Genomic DNA, 25558 nt, shown 5'->3' on the forward strand with positions numbered 1-25558 from the left:
GGCTGCTCCCCGGCGTGGCGCATCGAGGAGCGATCTCCATGACCGGTGGGCCACCGATCAGCGACTACGGTCTGCTGGGCGACACGCGCGCCGCCGCCCTGGTCGCGAGTGACGGCGCGATGGACTGGTTCTGCGTTCCACGCTTCGACGGTGATCCCCTGTTCGGCCGACTGGTCGGGGGCCCGGACGCCGGAACGTTCCGGGTGGGCCCGGCCCGGCCGGCCACCGTCGTTGAACGCCGTTACCGGCAGCACACCGCCACCCTGGAGACAACCTGGGCGGCGGGCAGCGGGCGGCTCCGCCTCACGGAGGCGATGGTGGCCGAGGTCAGCGGTCGCCTGCTGCCCACGACACTGATCGTGCGACGGCTGTCGGCCGAGCAGGCGGCGGTCGAGGCGGTGGTGGAGTTCGACCCCCGCCTTGGCGCGCGGCACCACCGGCCCCGAGCACAGCACCGGCGCCAAGGGCTCGTCTGTGAGTGGGGGTCGTTGGCGGTCGCGCTGGACAGCACACCCACGTTCAGAATCGAACCGGGTCGGCCCACCTTGATCACGGTCACGCCGGGACATCCGGTCACAGTCGTGCTGGCCGTGGCCCACCGCGAACCGATGATCCACGTCGATCCGACGGCCGCCTGGGAGCTGCTTGTCGAGGACGAGGGCCGATGGCGGGCCTGGACCGCGGAGATCGATGAGCGGTTGCCGTTCCGGGAACACGTCGTACGCAGTCTGCTCACCTTGCGGCTGCTGACCTACTCGCCCTCGGGAGCGCCGGTGGCCGCACCCACCACGTCACTGCCCGAGGATCCCGGCGGTGTACGGAACTGGGACTACCGCTATGTCTGGCCCCGTGACGCGAGCATCGGTGTCGGCGCCTTCCTCAGCGTCGGCAAGACCGACGAGGCGCGCGGTTTCCTCGCCTGGCTGTTGCACGCCACCCGGTTGCAACGGCCACGCCTGCCGGCGCTGCTCACCCTGCACGGCCGGCGCGTTCCCGCGGAACGTGAACTGGCCGGTTGGCCCGGCTACCTCAACAGCGTTCCGGTACGGATGGGCAACGGCGCCGCAGGTCAACACCAGCTCGACGGCTACGGGTGGGTGATCGACGCCGCCTGGGTGTTCGCTCAGGCCGGGCACCGCCTCCCCGCCGAGACGTGGCGGGCGGTTCGCGGTTTCGCCGACGTGGTCGCCGGTCGCTGGCGGGAGCCCGATGCCGGTATCTGGGAGGTACGGGAGGCGGCCCACCATGTCCATTCCAAGCTCATGGGCTGGCTCGCGCTGGACCGTGCCCTGGCCATCGCCGGCACACATCCCCTGCCGGAGCGGCAACGTCGACGCTGGCAGGAGGCCCGGGACGCCATCGCCGCCGAAGTCCGCACGCGCGGCTTCGACCCGACAGCGGGCAGCTACGTCCGCAATTACGACTCCCGGGATCTCGACGCGGCCCTGCTCGTCCTGCCGCTGCTCGACATGGACCGGACCGGGTCACCTCGGGTCCAGGGCACCATCGACGCCATCCGGAACAGGCTCTCCGCCGGCGGTCCGCTGCTCTACCGCTACCCGCCCGGGCGGGACGGCCTGCCCGGCACCGAGGGCGCGTTCCTGCCCTGCTCGTTCTGGCTCGTTCAGGCCCTCGCCCGCACCGGGCGTCGCCGCGAGGCCGTCGAGCTGTTCGAGGCCATGCTCGCTCACGCCAGCCCACTCGGCCTCTACCCGGAAGAGGTGGACCCGGCGACGGATGCCCACCTCGGCAACTATCCCCAGACGCTGACCCACGCCGCGCTCATCCAGGCCGCACTCGCCATCCGGGACGCCCCCACGCGGGTAGGGTTCCGATCATGACGATTCCGCACCTGACGGCCGCTGACGGCACGACTCTGCCGGCGATCGGGCTGGGTACGTACAAGCTGAACGGCTCGGCGGGTGTCGACGCGATCGGTCAGGCGATCCGGACGGGCTACCGGTTGATCGACTCGGCGGTGAACTACGAGAACGAGGGCGCTGTCGGCCGGGCCGCCCGGTCGGCCGGTGACGTGCGGGACGAGCTGGTCGTCACCTCGAAGCTGCCGGGTCGGCACCACCGCTACGACGAGGCGCTGACCACCATCGAGGAGAGTGTGTTCCGCACCGGCCTCGACCGGGTCGACCTGTACCTGATCCACTGGCCGAACCCCAAGGAAAACCTGTACGTGCAGGCGTGGCGGGCGCTGATCGAGGCGCGTGAGCGTGGCCTGGTGCGGCACATCGGGCTCTCCAACTTCCTGCCCGAGCACATCGAGCGGCTGGTGGCCGAGACCGGGGTCGCCCCGGTCGTCAACCAGATCGAGGTGCACCCGTACTTTCCGCAGCAGGAGGCGCTCGACTACCACCGGGAGCACGGCATCCTGGTGCAGGGGTGGAGCCCGCTCGGCCACGGCAACGACCTTCAGCAGCACCCCGTCGTCGTGGAGATCGCGACCGCGCACGGCGTCAGCCCGGCGCAGACGATCCTCGCCTGGCACGTGGCCCGTCAGGTAATTCCGCTGCCCAAGGCCGCGTCCCCGCAGCGGCAGGCCGAGAACCTGGACGTCTTCGGTATCACGCTCACCGACGCGCAGGTCGAGGCCATCACCGCGCTGGGCCGCCCGGACGGGCGGCTCTCGGACCAGGACCCGGCGGTGTACGAGGAGTTCTGACCGAGCCGACGTGCGAGCGCCGTGACGAGCGTGATGACTGTGCGGCATCAATATGCCTGTGAGTCATCACGCTCATCCGCAAATCCGCCGCCGATCGCGGTGCCGAGCCGCGTCACCCGGGCCGGCGGCGGCCCGGGTGACGCGGTGTCGCTCAGACGAGCCCGCCGAGGGCCGGGTCGCTGATGCTGTCCTTGCCGTTCTCGACATGACCCGCGCAGCGGTACGCGACAGCGTGACCGGTCGGGCGTGGTACCCGTCGCGGACGGTACCTCGACCCGCTTCGACCTGCGGTTGGTGAGCGTGAGGGCGAGTTTATAGCCGTGCTCGTCGTAGGCGGGGGTGACGTCGAGGTGGGACCGACCAGGTGTCGCTCAGGGTGTACGGGATCGGCCGCGCCGGGCGTGCGCCGTGCTCCTGCTTGGGCAGCCACTGGTCCGCCGGCGACGGGCTGACGGCAGATGACCGTAGTTCGTTGGGTTCTGCGAGCACTCGTCGACCGGCTCTGGGCCTCGGTGAGTGCTGCTCACGCCGCCGTGGCGTCGACCCGGGTGAGCCGTCGATGCCCGCTCGGGCTCAGGCCGTGCACGCGTTTGAAGGCCGCGCTGAAGCCGAACGCGTCCGCGTACCCGAGGCGACGCGCCACGGCGGCGACCGTCGCTGTCGATTCGGAGAGCAGGTCGGCGGCCACCGCCATGCGCCAGTCGGTCAGGTAGGTGAGCGGCGGTTCACCCACCAACGCGGTGAACCGTTTCGCCAGTGTGGACCGGGAGACCCCGGCATGGGCGGCCAGGCTGGCCAGGGTCCACGGCCGGCCCGGGGCGTCGTGCATGGCGCGCAGCACCGGACCGACAGTGTCGTCGCTCAGCGCGCGGTACCAGCCGGGCGCCTCGGCCTCCGGCTGGTCGAACCAGTCCCGAACCGTGCACACCAACAGCCAGTCCAGCAGGCGGTCCAGCACGACCTGCCGTCCGGGCCGACCCGCGTCGAGCTGGGCGTCCAGGTAGTCGCGCAGCGCGGCGCAGTCCTGGTCTTCCGGCACGACGAGGACCGGCGGCAGCGCGCCCAGCAACCGCTGAGGCACCCGACCCCGGACGTGGTACACCCCGACCAGCAGCACGGGTCGGTCGGTGTGATCCGCGCCCGCCGGGTCGAGGACCCCGGTCTGGCCGCGCCGGACGTCGCGCAGTTCCCCGGGCTCGAAGCTCGACCGGGGCTCGGCGGAGAAGACGAACGGCGCCGGTCCGCGCACGATGGCCGCCTCGCCGACCCGGACCAGACGTGGCTTGTCGCTGTCCGGATGCGAGATCCAGCCCTCGCCCCGCATCGGGACGCAGAGCGTCAGCGGGGCACCGTCGGTGAACCGCAGCGCCCACGGCGGGGTCAGCACCGACCGGCCGAAGGCCGCGCCGTCGGCGTGCAGACCGCGCAGCAGATTGTCGAACGGGTCCATGTCACCGACGATAGATCGCGGAGGATGAACCGCGGACGATCGGACATGCCCGGCGTACGACAGGACATGTCCCGCCCACGACCGGGCGCGTTGACTCGTGGTCATGACGACGAACGCACCTTCGACACTCGTGATGGCCGGCACCGGCAAGACCGGTCGCCGGCTGGTCCAGACGTTGCGGGCGGCGGGTCACCACGCCCGGGCCGCCTCTCGCTCCGGTGAGGTGCGCTTCGACTGGTCGCGGCGGGACACCTGGCGGCCGGCCGTGGCGGGCGCCTCTGCTGTCTATCTGCTCGCTCCGGAGGACCCGGCGCTGGCCAGCGACTTCGTGACGCAGGCAGTCGACTCCGGCGTCGGCCGGATCGTGGCGCTCTCCGGGCGTGGGATCGACCGGGTCAGTGACTTCTCCCCCGGCATGCTCGCCGCGGAAGAGGCAGTGCGGAAGTCCGGCATCGAGTGGACGATCATCCGGGCGAACAACTTCAGTCAGAACTTCAGCGAGGACCTGTTTCGCCAGCCACTGCTCGACGGTCGGCTGGCTCTGCCGATGGGCGCCACGCCCGAGCCGTTCGTCGACGCCCAGGACGTCGCCGACGTGGCGGCGACGCTGCTCACCTCGCCAGGTCACCACGAACAGGTGTACGACCTGTCCGGCCCCCGTGCGCTCACCTTCGCCGCAGCGGTGGCGACGATCGCGCGGGTGACCGGCCGCTCGATCCGCTATGTGGAGCTCAGCCCGGAGCAGTACCACGCCGAACTGCTCGCCGAGGGCTTTCCGGCGGAGGCGGCCACGGCGCTGAACGCCCTGTTCGCCGGGATGCGGGCGGGCCACCTCGCCGAACCGACCGACGGGGTACGTCGGGTTCTCGGACGGGACCCGCTCGACTTCGACACCTACGCCACGCGGGCCGCTGCGGCCGGCGCGTGGTCGTAGTCCGCCCGGCGGGCGGCATGAGAGCGGGGTAACAGGTGATCTGCCCGCGTACCGCGAGCACCCCGAAGTACCGTGAGATCGTGCCGACGAGAGAGACACTCACCAAGGCTGACCTCGCCGAACTTCGCCGCTCGGCGCTCGGGACGGCGAATCCGCTCGGTGTCGCCGCCGACCTCGCGGAGGCCGTCGAGCAGGGCCGGTTGGAGGACCCGGACGACGCCGGGGACGCGCTGACACTGGCCGCCGAGATCGCGGAGATCCGGGCCAGGCCCGAGGCCGCGCTGCGGTACGCGGAGCAGGCCCTGGCGGCGTACCCGTCCGGCGATGATCCTCGGGCCGGGTTCGCCCGCGCGCTGCGGGCCCGCGCGCTGTTCCGGGCCGGCGGTCACGACGACGAGGCGATGGCGGAGTTGACCGCGTTGCGCCCGTTGCTGCTCGTGCAGCCCGACGCCCCCGCCTACGTCAGTGCCGCGCTGGACGCCGGTGGGCGTTCGGCGACCGCCGAGACGTGGCTGAGCGAGGCGGTCGACACGCTCCTCAAGGAGCATGCGACAGCCGCGTCCGGGCCGGCCAGCACCGCCATCGACCCGGTGGTCGATCTCGGTCCGCCGGACGCGCCAGGTGTCGCCTTCTTCCTGTTGCAACAGCGCCATCGGGTACGACGCAACCTGAACCTGCCGCACGACCGGCAGGACGACCTGGCGGACCGGCTGGAGACCCAGCTCGTCCGTCGGGCCGGTGAGCGCAGGGACGCCGAGTCGGATCTGCTCTTCTGGCCGCGGGCCGAGTTCGATCGCCTGCTCGCCGAGCATCCCGCCCTCGCCGAGGTCTACGGGCCGGACTGGGACGCGCACCGGGGCCGGCTGGAAACGGAGCTGGTTCGGCTTAGGAGCGCCGGTCAGGCCGGTTTGGGCGTGTTCGGCGCGACAGTGGCCGGGTTGACCGCGTTCGCCGGTCGACGTGACGGCGATCCGGCCGACGCGGCGGTCCGCGCGGGCTACGCGGCCGAGGTGTCGGCGCGGCCCAGCGCGCGGATCGCCTGGCCGCCGGAGCGCAACGACGCCTGCTGGTGCGGGTCGGGCCTCAAGTACAAGAAGGACTGCCTCCCGCGCTCGCGGAGCTGACCGCGGCGGTCATCGCGCTGCCCTGGCCGACCTGGCCCGGAGTAGCGTCACTGACGGCTTTCACGTTGATAGCCGTTAGGAGAGCCTCGTGCTGGTCATCGCGCACCTCAGTGACACCCACCTCGACAGCCATCCCCGGTCGGCCGAGCGGACCGCCCGGGTCATGGACTACCTGCACGGCCTGCCGCGACAGGTCGACGCGATCCTGATCACCGGGGACATCGCCGACCACGGCGAGGTGGCCGAGTACGAGACCGCCGCGAAGCTCTTCGAATCCCCGCTGCCGGTCATGGTCTGCCCCGGCAACCACGATGTACGCGACGCGTACCGCAAGGGTCTGCTCGGTGACGACGACGGCGGCACCGGCCCGATCAACGCCCGTCACGACGTGGCCGGGGCGGTCTTCCTCCTGGCCGACTCCTCCGTGCCCGGTGCCGACGACGGCCACCTGGACGAGGAGACGATGGCCTGGCTCGCCGACGAGTTGGGTTCGGTGCCGGCCGGGACACCCACGTTCATCGCCCTGCATCACCCGCCGGTCGTGTTGCACCACCCGGTCATCGACCCGATGCGGCTGCTGCCGGCCGACCCCCTGGCCGAGCTCGTCGCCGCCCACCCGCAGGTCGTCGCCGTACTGACCGGGCATTTCCACACCGCTGCCGCGAGCACCTTCGCGGGCCGTCCACTGCGGATCGCCCCGGGTGTGGTCTCCACGCTGCGGATGCCCTGGGAGGGCGACGGCCCGTTGACCACCCAGACCCAGCCGCCCGGCGTCGCGTTCCACGTCTACGACGACGCGGGCCTGCTCACCACCCACTACCGGGTGGTGGTCTGAGGATGCACGGGGTCGCGGTGCTCGGCTTCCTGGTCGCCGTCGCGCCGATCACCGCCACGCCGGGCGCGAGCCTGACCCTGGTCGTCTCGCGGGTCGCCACCGGCGGGCGGCGGCAGGGCTGGTGGGTGATCCTGGGTACGGTGACCGGGCTCTACGTGCACGCCACGCTGGCCGCTGTCGGCCTGGCCGCGCTGGTGCTCCGCTCGTCGCAGGCGTTCTGGGTGGTCAAGCTGGTCGGGGCCGGTTATCTGGTCGGGCTCGGGCTCTGGATGCTCTGGTCCGCGTCGCGCCGTCGCCCGGAGGCGGGACGGCGACCCACGGTTTCCGCCCGGAGGTTGCCCTGGCGCGTGGACCACCCGTACCTGCAAGGGTTGCTCGGCAACGTGCTGAACCCCAAGGCCGCCGCCATCTACCTCACCTTGGCGCCGCAGTTCCTCGAACCGGGCCGACCGGTGCTGCTGCCGATGGTGCTGCTCGCCACGGCGCACGCCGCGCTGCACACCTGTTGGCTCGCCGGGTGGACCGTCGTCTCCGGTGCCGCCGCCCGGTTGCTCCGCACGGCATCGGTGCGACGAATGCTCGATCGGCTGACCGGCGTGATCCTGGTCGGCCTCGGCGTCCGCGCGGCGACGACCTGAGTCACGTCGCGACAGGTGATCGATCGGCGAGGATGACACGCCCGCTCGGTACCGATAGCGTCCCGGTGTGGACGATCACCGTCCAGGCCGATGCCACCGGAGGAGACGCCGATGTTCGAGGAGATCATGGGCATCCCGGCCCACCCTCTGCTGCTGCACGCCGCTGTCGTGTTCGTGCCGCTGCTGGCCCTGCTGACTGTCGGTTACGCGTTCGTCCCGCCGATCCGGCCGCACACCCGGTGGGTGCTGGGTCTGCTGGCGGTGGGTGCGCCGGTCGCCGCCCTGCTGACCAAGCTCTCCGGCGACGCCTTCCTCGAGCGGATGCGCGCCGCCAACCGGGTCACGCCTGAGTTCCTCCCGAAGCTGGAGGCGCACCAGGAGTTCGGTGACATCACGCTCTACGCCAGCATCGGGTTGGGGGTGGTGGCCCTGGCGCTGGTCCGGCTCGTCCCGCCGAGGGCCACCGACGCCAGCGCGGACGGGCGACCCGCTCGACCGCTGACCCTGGCGTTGCAGGTGTTGTCGCTGGTGGCCGCCGCCGTCACCGTGTATTACGTGGTTCGCACCGGCGACTCCGGGGCGAAGGCGGTCTGGGAGGGCCAGTGACGGTCAGGCGACCTCGTCGCGTGTCATGGGTGTGCCTCTCGTTGTCGCACAGACCGGCGGGGTGCTGGTGCGGCCCGGTTGGGGGCCCGGGCCGCACCAGCGGGGTGACCATCAGCCGGCGTGGTACGCCCGGATGATGGTCTGGTCGATTCCGCTACCGCCGTTGGCGGCGGCCTTCACCCGCAGCGAGACCGCCTGCCCGGAGGTGGCCTTCGGCAGCTCGACCCGGTAACTGTCACCGCTGCCGGTGACCCGGGCCGACTTCCAGGTGGCCCCGTCGTCGGTCGACGTCCAGACCTGGAACGACGTCACCTTCTGCGTCTTCACACCGTGCGCCTGCCGGACGGCCAGCTCGGCCGTTCCGTCGACCGGGTGGTTGTTGTGGTCCATCGGCAGGGCGTAGTCGACCGCGAGCAGCGGCAACGGCACGCTCCCGGTGCCGTCCGGTCCGGCCGACCGGAACGTCCACGACGTGTTGACCTTGGTGGAGATCGGCAGGATCAGGCTCGTGTCGACGTCGAGGGTCACCCGGTAGTCGGCCATCGACTGCGGAACGCTGAAGTCGCCGTACGGGCCGGACCGCTGGTCGACCAGCTTGCCGTCGCGGTACAGCGACAGCTTGCGCTTCACACCGACCGCCTCGCCCTGGAGGCAGTCGGCCCGCTGGTGCTGGTCGGTCAGCGTCACCATGTCCAGGTGCAGGTTGCCCCGGGACCGCGACGGCGGGGTGGCGCAACTCCAGTCGGCGCCGGCCGGGTCGTCGTACCAGTCGGAGTGCAGCGGCTGCCGCGCCCAGACCTTGGACTGCCGGCTGCCCGGCAGGTACCGGCGCGGCGCTTCCAGGGCCGCCAGCCCGCCGTAGACGCCCTCGTCGGCCCAGACGATCTCCGGCGAGAGGTACGACGTCCGGCTCGGCGGCATGATGCCCTCGTAGGTCTGGGTCACCGCCACCCCGTCAGGAGTGGAGCCCGTGCGGACAAACGTGGTGTACATCTCCGGTGAGTCGGTCTGGTGGAACCGCTCGTCGATGCGGGCCAGTCGGGCCTGTTCGGCCCTGGTCACCCGGAACGACGGGTCGGCCGGCACGCCGTTGGCGTACTCGTGCACGATGTTGTAGCGGTACGGCTGCGCGGTGCCGGCCGGCGAGTCCATGTTGACGGCCGCCCAGGTGCGCCGCGATCCGATGGTGGGCTTCGGGATCGCCACGCTGCGGACCGCCGTGGCCACGCCGAAACCGCTGATCTGGTGCCACCACGGCAGGCCGTTCACCGCGGTCTGGAAGGTGGTGACGTCGGTCCGGGTGGTCGTGGTGGCCGCCCCGTCGACGGTCGCCGTGACCGGCCGGGCCTGCGCCGGGTCGAGGGTCACGCTCCGAGCGGCGTGCACGTCCAGGTCACCCGCCGCGGTGAGGGTGCTCTCCTGCACGTCGCTGTCGACGTAGTAGGCGATCGACGCGCCGAGCACCGAGTACCGGCCTGCCGGCACCCGCAGGGTGAAGGTCTCCCCGGGCGTGCCGCCGCCCCCGCCGTAGAACAGCAGGGGGTCGGTGAGGTTGGCGACCATGAGGTTGATCCAGGTGTCCGCGCCGTCCCGCAGACCGGGCATCGGCTTGGTGTGGATCGTCAGGTCGTAGCTGGGCGGCTCGACGTAGAAACTCACCGGGGTCGTCGCGACCAGCTTGCGGCCGGTGCGGGCGGTGACGGTGGCCAGGTAGAAGCCCGGCCGGCTGCCCAGCGCCGCGCGGTTGATCCGCAGAGTCGCCGCGGCGGTGACGCCGCGCTTGAGGGTCACCCGGCTCGTCGACAGCGACGCCGCGCCGCGCGGCACCGGCTGACCGTCGTGGTTGATGATCGACACGTCGAGGTCGAGAACGGCAGTCGACTCGCCGGTCCAGCTCAGCTTCGTCTCGTTGGTCCCGGACTGCGGGTACGCGAACGTGCCGAGGTTGACCACCGGCTGGTCGCTGGTCGGGCCGCCGAGGGCCCGGGCCGCGTTGAGCCGGCCGGCGCCGACGGCGTACGGGTCGATGCCGGTGAGCGGGTCGGCGGCACCGACGAGGGCGGCCTTGAGCCGTTCTCCGGTCCAGTCCGGGTGGCGCTGGGCGAGCAGCGCGGCGGCGCCCGCCACGTGCGGGCTCGCCATCGAGGTGCCGCTGATCGCCTCGTAGTACCTGTCGATCGGGTCCTGGAGGTTGGTGCCGGCGGCCCGGGCGGCGACGATGTCGACACCGGGTGCGACGAGCTCCGGCTTGGCCACATTGCTGGTGACGAGCGGTCCCCGGCTGGAGAAGTCGGCGAGCTTGTCGTCGCGGTCGACGGCCCCGACGGTGAGCGCGGTGGCGGCCGACCCGGGCGAGGAGATCTGCGCGCCGCTGTTGCCCGCGGCGATGACGAACAGGGCGCCGGTGGACCTGCTCAGACCGTCGACGGCGAGCGAGAGCGGGTCGGTGCCGTCGTCCGCTGCGCTGCCACCGAGGCTCATGTTGATGACGTCGGCCCGGGTGGCGGCCCACTCCATGCCGGCGATGATGCCGGAGTCCTCGCCGGAGCCGTGGTCGTCGAGAACCTTGCCGATCACCAGCTTGGCGTCCGGTGCCACGCCGCGACGCTGACCGTGTGCGGCAGCGCCGGTGCCGGCGATTGTCGAGGCGACGTGCGTACCGTGCCCGTTGTGGTCGACGGCGTCACCACCCTCGGCGGTGAAGTCGGCCCGCTCGGCGACCCGGCCGACCAGGTCCGGGTGGGTGAAGTCGGCGCCGGTGTCGAGCACCGCGACCCGGACGCCCTTGCCGGTGTAGCCGGCCTTCCAGGCGTCCGGCGCGGCGATCTGGCCGAGGTTGCGGTCCAGGCCGGCGGGTCGCCCACCGCCGGTCAGGGCGGTGGCGTGCACCTTGCGGTCGAGCCAGACCTTCTTCGCGCCGGCGAGCAGCGAGTTGGTGGCGAGCTTCGCGGTGGCGGGGCTCTTCTTGGGTACGCGGCCGGCTACCGCGCCGATGCTGGGCAGCGGGAGCACGTCACCGAGCGCGGCCACCCGGGCGGACGCGGTGGCGGGCTGCACGATCAGCGGCAGCTCGGCGGAGTTGTCGTCGTCGTAGCCGTCGGTGATCAGGGTGGTGACGTCGAACAGGTCGGGGTCGAGGACCGGGCCGACCTGGGACGCGACGCGGGCGGGGATGACGTGCAGGTGACCGTCGGGGCCGCAGCTCTGGTGGATCACCGCGTTCTCGTCGACCGGCCGGATCGTGGCCTGCGGGCATCCCGGGCCGTTGCTGCGGACGGTCACCACGTCGCCGGTCAGCAGGGTGACGGTGTGGGTCCTGCCGTCGACCGAGGCGGCGGGTGCGCCGGGTCGGTCGATGCCGCCGGCTGTGGCTGCGCCGCCCGGTAGGGCGGTCAGCGTCGTGGCCGTGACGGCAACCGCCAACAGCCACCGCGTTTTCCTGAGCATGGTGCTCCTCGTCTAATGTGGACGAAAGTGCCTCTTCGGGCAACTTCCCGCAAGATCATATGCAGGTCAACGATCTTCGGGGAGCCCTCGACGAGGAGGTTTTCACGCTCTTAACAGTGGGAGCACCCGCCGGCCGAGCAGGTCGATGCCGCCGTGCGGCGTCAACCCGTGCGGGGTGCCGAACTCCACCCGACCCGCCCCGGCGTCGAACACCGCCGCCGCCTGCCCCGCGACGTGCTCGGGCGTGCCGGAGAAAGCGAACAGATCGAGCAGGTCGTCGCCGATCAGCGCGCCGGCGAGGTCGTCCTCCCGACGGCCGACGTGCTGCTGGATCCGGGCCAGCAGCTCCGGGTCCACCTCGATCGTCGGGTCGAGGGCGGCGACCACCGCCAGGTACATGGCCACCTCCCGGCGGGCAACCCGCCGTGCCAGCGCACCGTCCTCGTCGACGACGGTGACCGCGCCGAGCACGACACCCGTGCCGTCCCGGTCCGCGACCGCCGCGTCATCCAGCCAGGCGCGCATCATCCGGGCCATCGCCGGGTTGGCCGACCCGCCGACCTTGACCTCGCCGGCGAACCCGGCCGCCGCCCGCGCGGTCTGCCGCCCCCAGGTGCCGACGAGGACCGGTACGTCGGCACGGGCCGGCGTGTACCGCAGCGACGTGCCCGCCGCGACGGTGAACTCCCCACCCTGGAAACCGCTGTCGTCGCCGGCGAGCAGCAGCCGCACGACGGCGACCGTCTCGACGATGCGCCGGATCGGACGGACCTGCGGCACACCGATCTCGTTGAGCCAGGTGCCCCGGGCCAGGCCCAGGTAGGCCCGACCCCGCGAGGCCAGGTCCAGCGCGGCCACCTGACCGGCGACCTCGACCGGGTGCATGGTGAACGGGTTGAGGCACGCCGCGCCCAGGCGGATCCGCCGGGTGTGCCGGGCCGCCACCAGCAACGGGAAGATCGGCGGTTGGTACATCAGGTCACCGAAGACCGACAGCACGTCGAAGCCGTGCCGCTCGGTCAACTCGGCAAGCTCCGCGTACTCGTCGGCGGACTTGTCGGACTGAAGGCCGATGCCGACCAGCCCAGCGCTCACGTCAGCTCCTCGGTGGGGATGCGCTGAAGGCCGGTCCGTTCGATGCGCATGATGAGCCGCTCGTCCGGGTCCGGACAGGCGACGTGGCTGTCCCGGGCCATCCAGTCGCCCTCGGCCAGCGCCCGCTGCTTCGCCGGCAGCAACGGCAGACACGCCGCCAGGGCGTAGAGGCAGAAGTGCCCCCCGGCCGGGATGGTCACCCGATTCGACTCCGTCACGTCGAAATGGTCGCCCGGCTTGAGGCCGCACACCGAGCGGCCCTCGATCCGCTCCACCACGACCCGCAGGTCGTACAGGTCGGTGGTGGGTTCCTCGGCGCTCATCGGACGGCCTCCGCGTGGTGGTGCACGATGCGCCAGCAGCCGTCCTCGCGGCGCAGGACGTCGGTGACCCGGAAACACTCGTCCGGCCGGCTGTCGGCGAAGCGGGCCCGCAGCACGTACCGGACCAGACCGGTGTCGCCCCAGGCGTCGGCACGCAGGTGTTCCGGCGCGACCGAGACCGGCGCCGACCCCGTCGCCCGGGTCGCCCGCCGGTCCCGCAGGTCGTCCAGCGCGGGCAGGCCGGACAGCAGGCCGTCGGCGTCGGACTCCCAGAACGTCAGGTCGGGATGCAGGTGCGCGTCGAAGGCCGGCCGGTCGCCGAGGGACCGGTACAGGTCGGTGATGGTGGTGGTGAGCTCATCGCTCATCGGCTGTCACTTCCGATCGGGTACGGCGCTGCGGGGGGGTCAGGGCAGGTCGGCCAGGCGGGCGCGGAGCGGGTCCAGTCCCATGGGTCCGAGCGCCAACGCGGTGTGGTGGAAGCGTTTCCGGTCGAAGGCCGTACCCTCGCGCCGCTCGGCGTCCCGGCGGGCCTGCTGCCACAGCCGCGCGCCGACCTTGAAGGCCAGGGCCTGCGCCGGCCAGCCGAGATACCTGTCGACCTCGAAGCGCGCGGTCTCGGCGTCCAGACCGACGACACGGGTGAGGACGTCCACCGCGAGAGAAGGCGTCCAACGGCGTTCCTCGGTGAACCCGTTGCCGGCCGGGATCGGCAGCCCGAGGTGCAGACCCAGGTCGATGACCACGCGGGCGGCCCGCCACAGCTGACCGTCGAGCATGCCGAGCCGCTCGGCCGGGTCGGCGTACAGGCCGATCTCGTCGGCGAGACGCTCGGCGTAGTGCGCCCACCCCTCGGCGTACCCGTGCACCTGGCAGAGGGTGCGCTGCCACGGGTGCAGGGCGCCGGTGGTGAGGGTGACGGCGTGCTGGAGGTGGTGGCCGGGCAGCCCCTCGTGGCAGAGCGTCCCGACGTGCCGCCACACCGGCACCGTCGACTCGCCGGTGGGCACCGACCACCAGATCGCGCCGGGACGCGTCAACGCCGGATCGGGGGGCGTGTAGTACATGACCCCGGAGGTGGCGGGGCTGATCCGGCACACCACCCGGCGGGTGGCGGACGGGATGTCGAAGTGGGTGCCGTCGAGCGCGTCGGTCAGCTGCTCGGTGCGCTGGCGCAACCACTCCTCCAGGGCTGGCCCGGCCGCCACCCGACCGGACGGGTCGGCGTCCAGGGCCGCCCGCGCGGCAGCCACCCGCGAATGGCCCAGCTCGCCCGCGACGGTCCGCAGCTCGGCGGCGGTGCCTGCCAACTCCGCCCAGCCGTACTCGTACACCTCGTCGAGGTCGACAGTCGCGCCGAGGAAACTGCGGGCGGTGACCCGGTACAGGTCGCCGCCCACACCGTCCACCTCGGACGCGGCGGGTGCCAGCTCGGCACGGAGGAATGCGGCGAAACCGGCGGTGGCGGCGGTCGCCAGCCGCGCGCCCCGGTGCAGCCGAGCGGCGACCGGGCCGTCGGGGCAGCCGTCGACCAACCGCCCGTAGAAGTCGGCGGTGGCCCAGGAGGCGCACTGGTCGGCGACCACGAGCACCTGGCGGCGGGCGACCAGTTGCCCCTGCCGCGCCGACCGGCGCAGCGTCGCGGCGTACCGGTCGAGGGCGTCGGGCACCTGGTGCAGGTGGTCGGCGACCACCGCCCAGTCGTCCTCGGTGTGCCGGGGCAGATTGTCGAAGAGCTGCCGGAGCAGGTGCACCGGCGTGGCCAGTGGGGCGAGCAGTCGGGTGGTGAAGCCCGCGTCGTACAGGTCGACCTCACTGGCCAGCCGGTCCAGCAGAGCGTCGGCCAGGGACCGCTCACCGGGGTCGTGCGTGGTCGCCGCGGCGGCGGCCGTCGCGGTACGTCGGGCCAGCTCGGCGCGGGCGTCGAACCCCTCCGGGGAGAGATCCGGGACATGCGACCCGGGGGTACGCCCCACCGCCTCGGCCGCCTGCGGGTCCAGCTCGGCGAGCGCGTCGAGGTACCCGTCGGCGACCTGGGTGATGCTGCTCATCGCGGCACGCCGAACCGGCCGTTGTCGTCGCGGTACGCCACCCCGCCCTTCATCACCGCGTGCAGGGTGCGCAACGCGGAGACCGAGCGGGTCGGGTCGTCGCGCAGCACCAGCAGGTCGGCGTGCCTGCCCGCCTCGACGGTGCCGAGGGTGTCGGCACGACCCAGCCACTGCGCGGGGCGGGTGGTGGCGGCCTTGAGCGCGTCCGCGACCGGCATCCCCGCGTCCACCATGAACTCCAGTTCACGGACGGTCGCGGTGGTCTCGTCGTAGCCGGCGTGCGGGGGCATGTCGCTGCCCAGCGCGATCGGCACACCGTTGCGGATGGCGTGCTGGAGGCTCTCCCAGTGTCGTGGGCCGGCCGCGAGGGCACGGTCCATCAGCCAGCCGGGCACCCCCGAGTCGCGGAAGAACTGCTCGCAGCGGCTCACCACGATCGTCGGCACGTACCAGACACCCCGCTCGGCCATCAGCCGGGTGACGTCGTCGGTCAGCTCGTACCCGTGCTCGACGCAGTCGAGGCCCAGCTCGACGGCGCGGCGGACCGAGTCTGCCGGGCCGGCGTGCGCGGTGACCTTGCGCCCCCAGTCGTGTGCGACGCGGATGACCGCGGCCATCTCGTCGTCGAGCAGCTGCGGGGTGTCGATCGCCTCGTGCTGCCCGGCGATCCCGCCGGAGATGCAGACCTTGATCAGATCGGCGCCGGCGCGGAGCTGTTCGCGGGTGGCCCGCCGGAACCCGTCCGCGCCGTCGGCCTCCAGGGCGTCGGCGTCCCAGCCGTGCCCGCCCGTGCAGCAGAGCGCGTGCCCCGCGGTGAAGATGCGCGGGCCGTCGACCGCGCCGGCCTCGATCCCCCTGCGCAGGGCGAAGTCGGCGTACCGGCTCTCCCCGACCAGGCGGGCGGTGGTGACACCGGAGTGCAGGGTGCGCCGGGCCGAGTCGGCCATCAGCAGCACCAGCTCGGCCAGGTTCGCGCCGTGCACCGTGTCGGCGAGGTGGCCGGGCAACCCCAGCGAGAGGTGGACGTGCATGTTGGTCAGACCCGGCATGACGTGCTCGCCGCCCAGGTCGATCACCCGGGCCGCGCCGGCCTCGGCGAGGACGTCGTCGACCTGACCGACGGCACGGATCACGCCGTCGGCGTCGATCCAGATGCCGCGATCCGGTTGGAGGGCGTCCTGGACACCGTCGTAGAGGGCGAGGTTGACCAGTACCTGTTCGGTGGGCATGCGCATGGGGCGTCCTCAGAGTGAGCGCGCGACGGTCGGGGCCGTGGCAGGGTCGGTGAGCCAGCAGGCGACGCTGCGGCCGCCCAGGTCGACGGTGGGCGGCTGCTCGCCGCAGGGAGCGAACGCGTGCGGGCAGCGTGGCCGGAAACGGCACCCGGTGGGCGCGTTGGCCGGGTCGGGCACCTCCCCGGCGAGGATGGCGGGCAGGCGCGGGGTAGGCCCGATCTGCGGCACCGCGTCGATCAACGCCCGGGTGTACGGGTGTCGGGGCTCGCGCCACAGCTCACGGGTGGGTGCGGCCTCGACGATCCGGCCCAGGTACATCACGGCGGTCACGTCGGCGATCTCGTGCACCAGTGCCAGGTCGTGGGAGATGAAGAGCATGCCCATGTCGAGGTCGCGGACCAGCCTGACGAGCAGGTTGACCACCTGCGCCTGGGACGAGGCGTCCAACGCGGTGACCGGCTCGTCCGCGATGATCATGCGAGGTTCCGGGGCGAGCGCGCGGGCGATCGCCAGGCGCTGCCGTTGACCGCCGGAGAACTGGTGCGGATACCGCTGGGCGGCGCTGGTCGGCATGGCCACCCGTTGGAGCAGCTCGTGCACCCGGGCTCGGCGGGCCGACCCGGTGACCGTGGCCGGCACGCCGTCGAGGAGTTGAGAGCCGATGGTGCGCCGGGGGTTCAGCGAGGCGTACGGGTTCTGGAAGACCATCTGCAGGCCGACCTCGGCACCGGAGCGGGGCCGCCAGCCCAGCGGGGTGACCGGTCGGCCGGCGTACTCGACGGTGCCGGCGCTCGGCGCGCTGAGCCCGACCGCGACGCGGGCGAGTGTGGACTTTCCGCACCCGGACTCGCCGACCAGGCCGACGATCTGGCCGGGCGACACCTCCAGGCTGACCCCGGCGACGGCACGCACACGGCCCCGCCCTCGGGAGCGGTACTCGACCTCCAGGTCGGTGAAGGACAGTCGCGCGGGCCCTGTGGTGTTCACGCGGCCACCTCCAGGTGCGGACGGACCACGCAGGCCACCGACCGGTCGACTCCGGCGGGGGTGAGCGGAGGCGGGACCTCACCGCAGGACGGTTCGGCGTACCCGCAGCGGGGTTGGAACGGGCACCCCGGCGGCGCCTCGCCGGGTGCCGGCGGGGCACCCGGGATGGGCCGCAACGTCCCGCCGTTCTGGGTGCCGTGCGGTCGGGCGCCGAGCAGCGCGGCAGTGTACGGGTGGGTGGGGGCGGTGAGCAGGCTGCCCGTCGGGCCGGTCTCGACGACCCGCCCGGCGTAGAAGATGTAGCCACGGGTGGTGAGGGCGCTGAGCACCCCGAGGTCGTGGGTGATGAACGCGACGGCCAGCCCGGTCTCGGCGCGCAGCCGTTCCAGCAGGGCGAGGATGCCGGCCTGCACCGTGACGTCGAGGGCGGTCGTCGGTTCGTCGGCGATCAGCAGTCGGGGCCGGGCGGCCAGCGCGATGGCGATGGCCACCCGCTGACGCATGCCGCCGGAGAACTGGTGCGGGTACGCGCGCAGCGCCCGCTCCGGGTCCGGGATGCGGACCTGGTCGAGCAGCTCCACCGCGCGGCGACCGGCAGCTCGACGGTCCATTCGCAGGTGCACCCGCATGTGCTCGGTGAGCTGCCGGCCGACCGTGAGCATCGGGTGCAGGGCCGCGCTCGGGTCCTGGAACACCATGGCGATGCCCGCGCCACGGACCCGCTGCCAGCCCCGGGTGTCCAGGCCGAGCAGTTCGGTTCCGGCGTACCGGGCCGAGCCGGTGACCGCCGCCCCCGGGGGCAGCAGCCCGAGCAGGGTCTGCGCGGTGAGGCTCTTGCCGCAGCCGCTCTCCCCCGCGATGCCCACCAGCTCACCCTCGTCGACGGTCAACGACACGTCGTGCAGGATCGGCAGCGGGCCACGCGGTGAGGGCAGGGTGACGGCCAGGGAGTCGACGTCGAGCAGCGGTGCCACCTCAGCGTCCCTTCGTGTAGCGGGGGTCCAGCCGGTCGCGCAGCGCGTCGCCGAGCACGTTGAAGGCCATCACCACGGTGAGGATGGCGAGGCCGGGAAACACGCTGACCCACCACATCGACAGGTCCTGCGCGCCGAGGGCCACCATCGAGCCCCACTCGGCGGCCGGTGGGCGCGGGCCCAGACCGAGGAACGACAGGGCGGCGAGCAGCAGCACCGCGTTGCCCAGCTCCAGGGTGGCCAGCACGATCGCCGGGCCGATGCTGTTGGGCAGCACGTCGCGGCGCAACGCCCGGATCGGCCCGACGCCGAGCAGGCGGGCGGCGTTGAGATAGTCGTCGCCGCGCATGCTCAGCACGGCGCTGCGGATGACCCGGGCGTAGACCGGCCAGGAGACGATGACCAGGGCCAGTACGGCGTTGCGGGTGTTCGGGCCGAACGCCGCCGTCACCGCCATGGCCAGGATGATCTGCGGGAACGCGAACACCAGGTCGGTCAGGCGCATCAGCGCCTCGTCGACGAACCGGCCGACGTATCCGGCGACCAGCCCGAGCAGCCCGCCGACCAGCAGGGCCAGCGAGACGATGGCCAGGGCCAGCGGGATGGACAGGCGGGCGCCGTGGATGACCCGGCTGAGGATGTCGCGGCCGAGCGAGTCGGTGCCGAACCAGTGCGCCCCGGACGGCGACGCGTACGTGTCGGGGCTCTGTGCCAGCGGGTCGTACGGTGCGAGGACGTCGGCGAGCAACGCCAGCAGCAACCATCCGCCGAGGATGGTCAACGCCGCCACGGTGATCGGTTGACGCCAGACCGGTCGGCTGGTCGAGCCGCCCCGCAGTCGGCCGAGCCAGCGGCGTCGGCCCAGGGCCCGCTCCGCCTTCGGGTCTGCAAGTGTCGTCATGACAACCGGATCCTCGGATCGATGAGCCCGTACAGCAGGTCGACGGTCAGGTTGACAAGCGTGTAGACCAGCGCCACGAAGAGGCTGACGCCGAGGATCGCGGGCAGGTCCAGCGCCGTGGCGCTGCGGTACGCGTACTGGCCGACGCCGGGCCAGCCGAAGATGCTCTCGACAAGCACCGTCCCGGAGAGCAGCGAGGCGAACGCGAGGCCGGAGACGGTGACCACCGGGACGAGGCCGGCGCGCAGCAGATGCCGGCGCAGCACCACCCGGGTCGGCAGGCCCTTGGCGTACGCGGCCCGGATGTAGTCCTGCTGGAGCACCTCCAGCATCGCCGAGCGGACGAAGCGGACCAGCATCGCCACCGTCAGCGAGGTCAGCACGAGCACCGGCAGGGACAGGTGCTGGGCGGCGTCCCAGGCGACGTCCCACTGCCCGGCGAGCGCCCCGTCGACCGTGTACATGCCGGTGACCGTGGGAGGTGGGCTGAAGTCGGTGGACAGTCGCCCGCCGCTGGGGGCCAGGCCGAGTTGGTAGAAGAAGACGTACAGCACGACCAGGGACAGCCAGAACGGCGGGGTGGAGAGCCCGAGCAGGGCGCCGACCCGAACGAGCTGGTCGGTGAGCCGGCCGTTGCGGACCGCCGCGAGCATGCCGACCCCGGTGCCGATGAGCAGCGCCAGCACCATGCTCGGGAGGGCCAGCTCCAGGGTCGCCGGCACGTAGTGCAGCAGGTCGTCCAGGACGGCCCGCCCGGTCTGCTGGGAGTGGCCCAGGTCGCCGTGCAGCAGGTTGCCCAGGTAGTGCAGGTACTGGGCCCAGAGCGGCTGGTCCAGACCCCACTTCTCGCGGAAGGCGGCCACCGCGGCGGGGTCGTTGAGGGCCTGGTCGGAGAGGTTGGCGGTGACCGGGTCACCGGGGACCACGTTGACCAGACCGAACGTCACCACGGTGACGCCGAGCAGCAGGCCGGCGGTGACCGCCACCCGCTTGGCCAGGAAGGTCAGCAGCGGGTGGGCACCCCGGGGCCGGGACGCGGTCGTGGCGACCGCGCCCGGCTCACCGTCGTGGACTGTCGTCATGTCGTCGGGACTACTTGCGCCCGACCGCGGCGACGTCCACCTGCCAACCGGCGGCGGTGTAGTCCGCCCCGGTCAGATCCGTGGTCGCCACGACGATGGAGGAGTTGCTGGCCAGTACGAGGTACGGCGAGGACGCGTTCATCAGCCGCTGCCACTCCTGCATGGCGGTGGCCCGGCCGGCCAGGTCGAGGGTCTCGGTGACCTTCCTGCCGGCGGCCACCACGGCCGGGTCGGCCCGCTCGACCGTCCAGCCGGAGCGCAGCGCGGTCGCCTGACCCGGTGCCATGTTGTTGATCAGTGAGTCGGCGACCGGGTAGTTCAGGCTCTGCGGGGTGAACCCGAGCGGAGACTTCCCGCCGCGCATCTCGTCGAGGAACGTGGTCAGCGGCTGCGGGTTCAGCTCCAGCTTGATGCCGGCCTCGGCGGCGTCGCCCTGCACCTTTGTGGCCACCGTGCCGAGGTCCACGCCCTTGTAGGTGATGGCCGGGTAGGTGAACTTGACCGTCGGATTCGTCAGGCCGGCCTCGGTGAGCAGGGCCTTGGCCTTGGCCACGTCCCGCTTGGACTCCTCGCCGGCCGGCAGCGCGCCCGGGAAGGCGGGCGCGACCAGCCCGGCGCCGGGGGCGGCGCCCTTGCCGTACAGGGCGGCGATCCCCTGGTAGTCGATGGCGGCGCGCAGGGCCTGGTTGAACTTCGGGTTCGAGGTGACCGCCGAGACGGCCGGGTCGGCGTTGAGGAAGAGGAAGTAGACGGTGTCCTGCACGCCGGAGGTCTGCAGGCTGCCCGGCAGGCCGTCGAGGAGCTTGCCGGAGATATCCAGTGATATCTCGGCGGCCTCGGCGCGTTGCATGGTCAGCTTCTGGGTCTGCACATCCATGTTGCGCAGCACCACCCGGGAGAACTGCGGCTTCGTGCCCCAGTACTTCGGGTTGGCCTCCAGCACCACCTGCGACGAGGGGTCGTAGGACTTCAGCACGTAGGGGCCGCTGCCGACGGAGTTGGTGTCCAGGTACTGCTGCGCGGTGTCGCCCTGGGCGGCGTCGGCGCCGTCGCGGGCGCCGTGCTCCTTGGCGACCTTGGCGTTGAGCACCGCTGTCGACGGCATCGACAGCACCACCGGGATGTTCGGGTCGGGGGTGGCCGAGGCGACAACGACCGTGCTGTCGTCGGTCTTGGTCACGGTCAGACCGCTGACGGTGACCGCGGGGCTGGCCTTGATGTTCTTCAGCCGATTCAGCGAGAAGACGACGTCGTCGGCGGTGAGCGGGCTGCCGTCGGCGAACGTCACACCCTGCCGCAGCTTGAAGGTGAACGTTGTGGCGTCCGGCGACGCCTGGTACGACTCGGCCAGCGCGGGGACCGGCTTACTCACATCCGAACCCTTGAAGGTGAGCAGGGTGTCGTAGAGGGCGTGCACGGCGGTCAGACCGGTTGCCTCGTAGACCCGGCCGGGGTCGAGGGTCTTGAGCACGAACGAGGTGTTCACGGTGAGGGTCCTGGCCGTGCCGTTCGCGTTTCCACCACTGCCGCCGGCGCTACAGGCGCTGACGGAGAGGACGGCCAGCGTCGCCAGAGCGGACGCTCCGGCGAGGAGCCGGCGGGGAGACACCGACATGCTGTTCCTACCTTCGTATCGCGCGGCCCGCCATGCGGATCCGCGGGGCGTCGACGCCCGGCGGGCGACACCATGCATCGGCCGGGCCGATGGGATGACGGCGTCGCGGGCTTCTCGGGGGCGTCGTCTCGGGGTTGGATGTAGGCCGGACTGGGACGTCGTCCGGATCGTCTTGACGCGGCCTTGTCTAGTGGTGTCGAACGTTGCCGCCTGTTGTTCAGCGATACTAAACAGGGCCGTATAGTCCGGTCAATCAAGATTCAGCCACACTGTATTTGGAACGAGGACACATGCTCGGTGACCGACTCCGCGACCTGCGTCAGCAGCACTCCCTCACGCTGCGTCAGCTCGCCACAGCCGCCGACGTGTCCCCCGCCCTGCTCAGCCAGATCGAGAACGGCGCGACCGACCCCAGCCTCTCCACCCTGCGCAAGCTCGCCCAGGTCTTCGACACCTCGATCGCCGAACTGTTCTCCGAGCCCGAGGCGCCACCGGTGCACGTCAGCCGCGTCGGCGCCCGGACCAGGCTGGCCGCGCCACCCGGCCAGATCACCTACGAACGACTCACCCCCGGCCGCGGCGACCTGGAAGTGCTCCAGGCCCACCTCGCACCCGGCGACGCCAGCTCCGCCGAGCCGTGGGCGCACCCGTCGACCGAATGCGCGATCGTCATCAGCGGCGCTGTCGTCGCCGAGATCGGCGGTGAGTCGTACACCCTCACCGCGGGCGAGTCGGTCACCTTCGACTCGCGCCTCGCCCACCTCTACCGCAACGCCAGCGACCAGCGCGCCCACCTGATCATCGCGGTGACGCCACCGACTCCCTGACCGACCACGGTGGACGGCCGACGGGATCGACGGGACGCCGCGGCGGACCTAGCATGACCACGAATGGATCTTCGAGATTGGCCCCTGCCGACCCGGCAACCAGCCCAACCGAAGGGAGACGCGCATGCGTCGACCCCGTCATCTGGCACTCCTGAGCCTCGGCGTGTCCGGCGCTCTGGTTCTCAGCGCAGCCCCACCCGCGGCTGCGGCTCCGCCCACGCCCACCACGCCCACCGGCATCGTGGTCAGCGACGGCATGACCCAACCGGTGTTCTCGCTCGCCGACGCGATCGAGGAGCGGGTGTTCGTCCAGACCCCGGTGGACACCGACCACGACGGTCGGCCCGACCGGGTGGCGATCGACATCTCCCGGCCGCGGGAGACCGCCACGCAGGGCTTCAAGGTGCCTGTCATCTTCGAGCACAGCCCGTACCGCAAGGGCACCTGGGGTGACGTGCCGTACCCGAGCGTGCTGGTCGACGACCTGCCGCAGAACGGCCTGACCGACCGCAACGGGCGTCGCGCCCTCGACGCAGGCGTACAACGGGCCCAGGCGAAGGCCAACCTGCCCGGCTCGCTGGACGACTACTACGTGCCCCGCGGGTACGCGGTGGTGCTCGGCCAGAGCGTCGGCACCGGCGACTCCGACGGCTGCCCGACCAGCGGGGACCAGGCCGAGACGCTCGGCACCAAGGCGGTCATCGACTGGCTCAACGGCCGGGCCAAGGGGTACGACGCCAACGGCGCCCCGGTCACCGCCGGCTGGACCACCGGCGCGGTCGGCATGACCGGTGTCTCCTACAACGGGACACTGCCCAACCAGGTGGCCACCACCGGCGTCAAGGGACTCAAGACCATCGTGCCGGTCTCCGCGATCAGCAGCTGGTACGACTACTACCGGGCCAACGGCCTGGTGGTCGCGCCCGGAACGTTCCAGGGCGAGGACCTCGACATCCTGGCCCAGTACACCGCCGGGCAGGCGCGCGCCGAAGGGCCCTGCGCCGACGAGCTCGCGGACATCACCGCCAAGCAGGACCGGATCACCGGCGACTACTCGAAGTTCTGGCAGGATCGCGACTACCTCGACGCCCGCGACGTCAAGGCCAGCGTCTTCGTCGTGCACGGCCTCAACGACTGGAACGTGAAGACCGAGCACTTCGCCGGCTGGTGGGACCAGCTCGCCAAGCGCGACGTCCCCCGCAAGATCTGGCTGCACCAGGGCGGCCACGGTGGTCCGGGCAGCAGCGCGTCGGTGACCCTGCCCAGCGGCCAGACGTGGACGTACAAGCAGACCGAGAACCGCTGGTTCGACTTCTGGCTGTGGAACGTGCGCAACGGCATCATGGACGAGCCGACGGCGGTGCTCCAGCGCGAGGACCGCGCCTACACCACGTACGCCAACTGGCCGGACCCGGCCGCGCGGGAGGTCGGCCTGCGGTTCGCCGCCACCGACGCCACCGCGCCCGGCGCGCTCACCACCGGCAAGCCGCCGAAGGCCAAAATCGAGCAGAGTTTCGTCGACGAGGGCCGGACCATCCACCCGGACACTTTGGTGTCCAACCCGGACACCGCGAGCGCCAACCGCCTCGCCTACCGCTCCCCCGAGCTGACGCAGAGCGTGCGCATCTCGGGGCGTCCCGAGATGCGGCTGCGGATGGCGATCGACAACAAGCCGGACGCGAACCTCACCGCGTACCTGGTCGACTACGGCCCGGCCGGGTCGACCGCAGCCCCGACAGTGGTGACGCGAGGCTGGATGGACCCGCAGAACCGCAAGAGCGCGGCCCGGACGTCGCCGGTGCGGCAGGGCAAGCTGTACGACTACCGGTGGACCATGGAGCCGAAGGACTACATCTTCCCGGCGGGACACCGGATCGGCGTGGTCGTCTTCTCCAGCGACCAGGAGTACACCCTCCTACCGTTGGGCGGCACCGAACTGCGGGTCGCGCCGAACGACAGCGAACTGCGACTGCCGGTTGTCGGCGGGCGGAGCGTCCTCGGCTTCTGATTTCATCTTCGCGCTTCCGGGTGGGGCAGTCCGACACGTTCGGGCTGCCCCAGCCGCACGTCCGAACCACCCCGCCCGTGCCGCCCCGCGCGTGCTGTCCCGCCCGTGCTGTCCCGCCCGTGCTGTCCGCGCCCGTACTGTCCCTGCCCCGGGCGAGGCGGTGCACGCAGGCATGATCCACTCGGATTCTGTGAAGTCGGGGCATCCTGGGCAGCGGGACACCGCGACTTCCGTGAACCCGAGTGGATCATGTTGGCTTGGCCGTCGTGTCGGATTCGGTGGGCCGGCGAGGTGGGTGGTTTGTCGGGTTCGGTATAGCGTGTCGGGTGGTCGGGGCCACCCCGGCGGCGGAATCGCGGGCCGGGCCGGGTCGTTATACCTGGCAGACCACCGCAACAGCCCGGGTCACCGCGGGCCGGCCGCCGGGAACACCCGGCAGGCCGCCCCGGTTACATCCCCCGCACGGCCGAGCACCACAACGGCCGGGCCGCCGCCGGGAACACCCGGCAGGCCGCCCCGGTTACACCCCCCGGAACGGCCGAGCACCACAACAGGCCGCCCCCTGCGGGTAAGGCGGAATGATCCGCCACCGGCACCCGTTACACCGCGTCCCGACGCCGGCCCCCGTTGCGGGTCGCCGGGCACGAACTTTCCCCGCACCACCATCCACCACCCCCCTGGTGTGGTGTGGGTATCCCCCGAGGCAGAGGAGCACGCCATCATGCGTACCGATCTGATTCGTAAGACCGCCC

The 25558-nt window shown here is 71.9% G+C and carries 21 protein-coding genes; 9 read left to right on the forward strand and 12 right to left on the reverse strand.

Translation table 11 applies throughout. From position 1 onward, the window contains the following. Positions 1 to 38: 38 nt before the first annotated feature. Entirely contained in the window at positions 39 to 1841 is a 1803-nt protein-coding gene (locus ACGF3C_RS26745) for a glycoside hydrolase family 15 protein (RefSeq protein WP_357221264.1), read from the forward strand. Further along, complete coding sequence (locus tag ACGF3C_RS26750) at positions 1838 to 2674, forward strand: aldo/keto reductase (protein ID WP_357221261.1); 837 nt, start codon at positions 1838 to 1840, stop codon at positions 2672 to 2674. The genes ACGF3C_RS26745 and ACGF3C_RS26750 overlap by 4 nt, the downstream gene beginning before the upstream one ends. A gap of 523 nt (positions 2675 to 3197) precedes the next feature. Here ACGF3C_RS26750 and ACGF3C_RS26755 read toward each other — a convergent pair. Then, a complete protein-coding gene (locus ACGF3C_RS26755) occupies positions 3198 to 4124 on the reverse strand; it encodes an AraC family transcriptional regulator (protein WP_393226298.1) in 927 nt (308 codons plus the stop codon). Positions 4125 to 4227: 103 nt separating this feature from the next. Between ACGF3C_RS26755 and ACGF3C_RS26760 the strand changes: the two genes are divergently transcribed. From ACGF3C_RS26760 to ACGF3C_RS26780, 5 genes are all read left to right on the forward strand, one after another. After that, positions 4228 to 5058, forward strand: a complete 831-nt coding sequence (locus ACGF3C_RS26760) for an NAD(P)H-binding protein (RefSeq protein ID WP_393226301.1) — start codon at positions 4228 to 4230, stop codon at positions 5056 to 5058. Positions 5059 to 5138: 80 nt separating this feature from the next. Further along, on the forward strand, positions 5139 to 6182 hold the full coding sequence (locus ACGF3C_RS26765; RefSeq protein ID WP_357221253.1) for an SEC-C metal-binding domain-containing protein: 1044 nt from the start codon (positions 5139 to 5141) through the stop codon (positions 6180 to 6182). 88 nt (positions 6183 to 6270) lie between these two features. Then, positions 6271 to 7017 carry a metallophosphoesterase gene (locus ACGF3C_RS26770; RefSeq protein ID WP_393226304.1) on the forward strand — a complete coding sequence of 249 codons (747 nt, stop codon included), beginning with the start codon at positions 6271 to 6273 and terminating at the stop codon, positions 7015 to 7017. A gap of 2 nt (positions 7018 to 7019) precedes the next feature. Then, positions 7020 to 7655 (forward strand): LysE family translocator, encoded by a 636-nt coding sequence (locus ACGF3C_RS26775; protein WP_357221247.1) that lies wholly within the window; start codon positions 7020 to 7022, stop codon positions 7653 to 7655. Positions 7656 to 7745: 90 nt separating this feature from the next. After that, positions 7746 to 8261: a DUF2231 domain-containing protein gene (locus ACGF3C_RS26780; RefSeq protein WP_393226307.1), complete on the forward strand. Its 516-nt coding sequence runs from the start codon at positions 7746 to 7748 to the stop codon at positions 8259 to 8261. Positions 8262 to 8372: 111 nt separating this feature from the next. On the opposite strand, the gene ACGF3C_RS26785 is transcribed toward ACGF3C_RS26780, so the two are convergent. From ACGF3C_RS26785 to ACGF3C_RS26835, 11 genes are all read right to left on the reverse strand, one after another. Then, positions 8373 to 11708 carry a S8 family peptidase gene (locus ACGF3C_RS26785; RefSeq protein ID WP_393226310.1) on the reverse strand — a complete coding sequence of 1112 codons (3336 nt, stop codon included), beginning with the start codon at positions 11706 to 11708 and terminating at the stop codon, positions 8373 to 8375. Between the two features lie 102 nt (positions 11709 to 11810). Continuing rightward, a complete protein-coding gene (locus ACGF3C_RS26790) occupies positions 11811 to 12803 on the reverse strand; it encodes an LLM class flavin-dependent oxidoreductase (RefSeq protein WP_357221238.1) in 993 nt (330 codons plus the stop codon). Next, complete coding sequence (locus ACGF3C_RS26795; RefSeq protein ID WP_357205994.1) at positions 12800 to 13126, reverse strand: TIGR04076 family protein; 327 nt, start codon at positions 13124 to 13126, stop codon at positions 12800 to 12802. Before ACGF3C_RS26795 ends, ACGF3C_RS26790 begins: the two co-directional genes overlap by 4 nt. Next, a complete protein-coding gene (locus ACGF3C_RS26800; protein ID WP_357221235.1) occupies positions 13123 to 13494 on the reverse strand; it encodes a nuclear transport factor 2 family protein in 372 nt (123 codons plus the stop codon). Before ACGF3C_RS26800 ends, ACGF3C_RS26795 begins: the two co-directional genes overlap by 4 nt. Before the next feature lie 39 nt (positions 13495 to 13533). After that, complete coding sequence (locus tag ACGF3C_RS26805) at positions 13534 to 15177, reverse strand: DUF885 domain-containing protein (RefSeq protein WP_357221232.1); 1644 nt, start codon at positions 15175 to 15177, stop codon at positions 13534 to 13536. Beyond that, positions 15174 to 16412 carry an amidohydrolase family protein gene (locus ACGF3C_RS26810; RefSeq protein WP_357221229.1) on the reverse strand — a complete coding sequence of 413 codons (1239 nt, stop codon included), beginning with the start codon at positions 16410 to 16412 and terminating at the stop codon, positions 15174 to 15176. The genes ACGF3C_RS26805 and ACGF3C_RS26810 overlap by 4 nt, the downstream gene beginning before the upstream one ends. Positions 16413 to 16421: 9 nt before the next feature. Further along, complete coding sequence (locus ACGF3C_RS26815) at positions 16422 to 17399, reverse strand: ABC transporter ATP-binding protein (RefSeq protein ID WP_393226314.1); 978 nt, start codon at positions 17397 to 17399, stop codon at positions 16422 to 16424. Then, positions 17396 to 18373 carry an ABC transporter ATP-binding protein gene (locus tag ACGF3C_RS26820; RefSeq protein ID WP_393226317.1) on the reverse strand — a complete coding sequence of 326 codons (978 nt, stop codon included), beginning with the start codon at positions 18371 to 18373 and terminating at the stop codon, positions 17396 to 17398. The genes ACGF3C_RS26815 and ACGF3C_RS26820 overlap by 4 nt, the downstream gene beginning before the upstream one ends. A gap of 1 nt (position 18374) precedes the next feature. Further along, positions 18375 to 19274, reverse strand: a complete 900-nt coding sequence (locus ACGF3C_RS26825; protein ID WP_357221220.1) for an ABC transporter permease — start codon at positions 19272 to 19274, stop codon at positions 18375 to 18377. After that, the gene (locus tag ACGF3C_RS26830; RefSeq protein WP_196926229.1) at positions 19271 to 20356 is read right to left on the reverse strand and encodes an ABC transporter permease; all 1086 of its coding nucleotides are present in this window, start codon (positions 20354 to 20356) and stop codon (positions 19271 to 19273) included. The genes ACGF3C_RS26825 and ACGF3C_RS26830 overlap by 4 nt, the downstream gene beginning before the upstream one ends. Positions 20357 to 20366: 10 nt before the next feature. Further along, positions 20367 to 21971 carry an ABC transporter substrate-binding protein gene (locus ACGF3C_RS26835; RefSeq protein WP_393226320.1) on the reverse strand — a complete coding sequence of 535 codons (1605 nt, stop codon included), beginning with the start codon at positions 21969 to 21971 and terminating at the stop codon, positions 20367 to 20369. A 290-nt stretch (positions 21972 to 22261) separates the two neighbouring features. Here ACGF3C_RS26835 and ACGF3C_RS26840 point away from each other — a divergent pair, with 290 nt between their 5' ends. Further along, positions 22262 to 22798 (forward strand): helix-turn-helix domain-containing protein, encoded by a 537-nt coding sequence (locus ACGF3C_RS26840; RefSeq protein ID WP_357208222.1) that lies wholly within the window; start codon positions 22262 to 22264, stop codon positions 22796 to 22798. Between the two features lie 124 nt (positions 22799 to 22922). Then, positions 22923 to 24806 (forward strand): Xaa-Pro dipeptidyl-peptidase, encoded by a 1884-nt coding sequence (locus ACGF3C_RS26845; RefSeq protein WP_393226322.1) that lies wholly within the window; start codon positions 22923 to 22925, stop codon positions 24804 to 24806. Positions 24807 to 25558: the final 752 nt, after the last annotated feature.

Origin of the sequence: Micromonospora sp. NPDC047762, assembly GCF_043204655.1 — a bacterium.
GTDB lineage: Bacteria > Actinomycetota > Actinomycetes > Mycobacteriales > Micromonosporaceae > Micromonospora.